11 tRNA genes, 2 rRNA genes, 1 other RNA gene and 1 pseudogene are annotated in these 3,380 nt (G+C 50.1%); 1 reads left to right on the top strand and 14 read right to left on the bottom strand.

Annotation, left to right across the window (positions count from 1 at the left end):
• Nucleotides 1-610 precede the first annotated feature (610 nt).
• A pseudogene (locus JJB07_RS23650) lies at nt 611-1,090 on the top strand (DUF4062 domain-containing protein); the annotation flags it as partial.
• Between the two features lie 139 nt (nt 1,091-1,229).
• Here the strand turns inward: JJB07_RS23650 and rrf are convergent.
• From rrf to JJB07_RS23580, 14 genes are all read right to left on the bottom strand, one after another.
• A 5S ribosomal RNA gene (gene rrf / locus JJB07_RS23645) occupies nt 1,230-1,346 on the bottom strand.
• 13 nt (nt 1,347-1,359) lie between these two features.
• A tRNA-Ile gene (locus tag JJB07_RS23640) sits at nt 1,360-1,436 on the bottom strand.
• Between the two features lie 20 nt (nt 1,437-1,456).
• Nucleotides 1,457-1,533 (bottom strand) — tRNA-Asp (locus tag JJB07_RS23635).
• 3 nt (nt 1,534-1,536) lie between these two features.
• Nucleotides 1,537-1,612: transfer RNA gene (locus tag JJB07_RS23630), tRNA-Met, on the bottom strand.
• Nucleotides 1,613-1,631: 19 nt separating this feature from the next.
• A tRNA-Val gene (locus JJB07_RS23625) sits at nt 1,632-1,707 on the bottom strand.
• Between the two features lie 3 nt (nt 1,708-1,710).
• Nucleotides 1,711-1,787, bottom strand: a tRNA-Glu gene (locus JJB07_RS23620).
• Nucleotides 1,788-1,790: 3 nt separating this feature from the next.
• A tRNA-Asn gene (locus tag JJB07_RS23615) sits at nt 1,791-1,866 on the bottom strand.
• Nucleotides 1,867-1,874: 8 nt separating this feature from the next.
• A tRNA-Ala gene (locus tag JJB07_RS23610) sits at nt 1,875-1,950 on the bottom strand.
• 9 nt (nt 1,951-1,959) lie between these two features.
• Nucleotides 1,960-2,036 (bottom strand) — tRNA-Arg (locus JJB07_RS23605).
• Between the two features lie 19 nt (nt 2,037-2,055).
• Nucleotides 2,056-2,131, bottom strand: a tRNA-Lys gene (locus tag JJB07_RS23600).
• Nucleotides 2,132-2,136: 5 nt separating this feature from the next.
• A tRNA-Gln gene (locus tag JJB07_RS23595) sits at nt 2,137-2,211 on the bottom strand.
• A 301-nt stretch (nt 2,212-2,512) separates the two neighbouring features.
• Nucleotides 2,513-2,778, bottom strand: an RNA gene (ffs, locus tag JJB07_RS23590) — signal recognition particle sRNA large type.
• Between the two features lie 187 nt (nt 2,779-2,965).
• A tRNA-Pro gene (locus tag JJB07_RS23585) sits at nt 2,966-3,042 on the bottom strand.
• Between the two features lie 222 nt (nt 3,043-3,264).
• Nucleotides 3,265-3,380: ribosomal RNA gene (locus tag JJB07_RS23580) — 23S ribosomal RNA — on the bottom strand; the annotation flags it as partial.

Here is a 3,380-nt window from a genome sequence, read left to right as displayed (position 1 = left end):
CCTGAGCCAGGATCAAACTCTCAATAAAAGTTTGGTTCTGACTCGAATCGATCTTCATCTATCACTCGTTTAGTTTTCAAGGATCAATCGTGTCGCTCAGAGGCGACGTTTATTAGACTACCATGAAGCTCGTCCAACTGTCAACACTCTAATTTCAACCATTTTCATCACCACCGCATCTCGCGGCGACAAGAGTTATCTTACCACGTCCCACGCCTACGCTCAATTTTAACATCGAAACAAATCAAAACAAATTCCCCACACCGACCTCATGTCCTCGTTTCATTATCTGGACCAACTTGTAGAGTCCGCTCTCAACGAAACGCATTACACACAACCGGCTAATTCACTCATTTACCTCAGACCAACTTCCCCTAGAGGATCTGGAGTCCACTTTCAATAACCTTACAATCCCCCAATTAAAAACCTACGCTACTTCACTTGGCATCACCTCATTCAACTCAAAAACAAAAAAGCCCCACCTTATCGAACCCATCATCCGCCACATACGAGCCAGCAAAATACCGGAAACCCTGCGAACGTATGACGAGTATCCCATCCCCTAAGCCAAAGGAGGAGATAAAACAGGCCCCGTCCGCGCGTTTTTGTCAGTTCTACCTTCTACGACTTACAACAAGTGCGCCAAGACATCGGCCATTTCGTGGACTCTCACGGATTCGAAGCCGTCCTCTTCGAAGAAGGACATATCGCCTAAGGTTCCTCAGATGCACCTGTCTCTTACTGCTACGAAGAAATCAAGGGTTGCGACATCCTGGTCTCTATCATTGGGGGCCGCTTTGGTTCCGCCTCCTCCGAGCTTCGATATTCTGTCTCCCAAGCTGAACTCCGACGAGCCCACGAACTCAATAAACAAGTCCACATCTTTATCCACAAAAATGTCCACGCCGAATACGAAACGTACAAAGCAAATCGCAGCAATCCAAACTTCGTTCTCGAGATAAAGCTCACCCTGCATGGATATGCGTCAGAGAACTACTTCATTTGCCCTGGACTGTATCGTTTTTCACATGGAAAGAACTCGAATTCCTTTTGTGCTTCAATGGCTACCACAATGGCATCCAGCACATGATTCGATTTTCGTCCTAACTATTGACAAACACCTTATCCAATCCGAACATTGGGACCCCTCTATGATTACAACAATCCAAACCGTGATCGAAATGCAAAAAAAGACCTGATCTGTAATAGATCAGGTCTTTTCTCTCAGTGCCTCGCGACGTCCTACTCTCCCGGGACCCTGCGGTCCAAGTACCATCGGCGCTGGAAAGCTTAACTTCTGTGTTCGGGATGGGAACAGGTGTGACCTTTCCGCCATCATCACGAGACTTATGAAATTAATGGTGGGCCCAAGAAGATTCGAACTTCCGACCTCACGATTATCAGTCGTGCGCTCTAGCCAACTGAGCTATGGGCCCATGTAAAGCAGTGTTAAAAATGGCGGAGCTGACGGGATTCGAACCCGCGGTCTTCCGCGTGACAGGCGGACATGTTAGGCCACTACACCACAGCTCCATGTGGTTGCGGGGACAGGACTTGAACCTGCGACCTTCGGGTTATGAGCCCGACGAGCTGCCAACTGCTCCACCCCGCGATAATATGAAGTTTAAAAATGGTGGAGGTTGACGGGATCGAACCGCCGACCCTCTGCTTGTAAGGCAGATGCTCTCCCAGCTGAGCTAAACCTCCACTTGGTGACCCGTACGGGATTCGAACCCGTGAATGCCGCCTTGAAAGGGCGGTGAGTTAAGCCGCTTCTCCAACGGGCCAAATGGCTCCCCGAGCAAGACTCGAACTTGCGACCATCCGATTAACAGTCGGGCGCTCTACCAACTGAGCTATCGAGGAATAATACATGGTGGAGAATAGCGGATTCGAACCGCTGACCCCCTGCTTGCAAGGCAGGTGCTCTACCAACTGAGCTAATCCCCCAAAAGTAAATGGCGCGCCCTGAGAGATTCGAACTCCCGGCCTTTTGATTCGTAGTCAAACGCTCTATCCAGCTGAGCTAAGGGCGCATATTTGATTTGGTGAAAATGGTGAGCCATGAAGGACTTGAACCTTCGACACCCTGATTAAAAGTCAGGTGCTCTACCAACTGAGCTAATGGCTCGCAAATGGCTGGGGAGGAAGGGATCGAACCTTCGCATGACGGAGTCAAAGTCCGTTGCCTTACCGCTTGGCGACTCCCCAACGAGGCGACTTGATTAAGATAACATGTTTTGTTTCTCGTGTCAAGCGCGATTTCGTAATTTCTCAATCACTCGCGGTGACAAGAGTTATCTTATCATCCTGTTCCGGAAGACTCAACTTCCTCACCTGTGCAAAACCGCACAATACACGTAATCTCGGCGATCAACCTGCCGTTTCCTCATGCGCTCTTCAACATTCTAACCGAAACATCTACTTCTATACCACCGGATACGAAAAAACGCCCTGCTCATCGCGATCCGCGAAGTAGCAAGGCGTTTTTTCACAAAGAAAGTATGTAATGTCGTGCATTCGGCTCCGAATCCGACCTCAAAGCGTACCGTCGACAGCGGCTCCGACCAGGCGACCCTGCGGCACACACAACGATTCCCTTAGTGCTGCTTCCTTCCGGACCTGACACGATTCAGGAGGCTGCGTTGCGCAGGACCCAATCCTCAACACCACTGTTTCCGACGGCCGTCCTCTTAGGAACGAACCCTCGACCGAACATCGACCCCGCTGTAGCGGATTGCGGGTTACAGGGCACCGCTAACTCCCCGTCTAGCGCGACAAGATCATCTTAGCACGTTTACTTCATTCGCTCAAAACCACTCCTCAAACAAACTCAAACAAATGCCCACGTACCACGCTTTCGCATGATAGACACTCGTGTATGCGCCGTTTTCCGCCGTGTTACAAGTATGCAAAAAAAAAGGCCCTTCTCTTGATGAAAAGAGAAGGGCCTTTTTCGAAAGTATGGTCGGAATGCAGGGATTCGAACCCTGGACCTCACGCTCCCGAAGCGTGCGCGCTACCAAGCTGCGCTACATTCCGTCACTGTTGACTGGACTTATCTTACCACGCCCGTTGCACAGACTCAATCCTGCTCATACATCAAACCTCGACAAACAGTCCCCTCCTCCCTCATTCAATCAAAATAGCCCCGTCTTGCGCCAGAATTCGCTCTGTAATGAAAAAAAGGGCTCGATCCGCAATCGGATCGAGCCCTTTTTTCCAAGAGAACTGGATGCGCACTTTGTGTGTGATTTAAGAACTTAGGATAAGCCCTCGACCGATTAGTACTGGTCAGCTGAATGCCTCGCGGCACGTACACCTCCAGCCTATCAACCCTGTCGTCTACAGGGGGTCTTACCACGTTGACCGTGTGGGAA

It is taken from the genome of Tumebacillus amylolyticus (assembly GCF_016722965.1).
In the GTDB taxonomy this organism is placed as follows: Bacteria; Bacillota; Bacilli; order Tumebacillales; family Tumebacillaceae; genus Tumebacillus; species Tumebacillus amylolyticus.
This window is presented reverse-complemented; position numbering and strand designations above follow the sequence as displayed.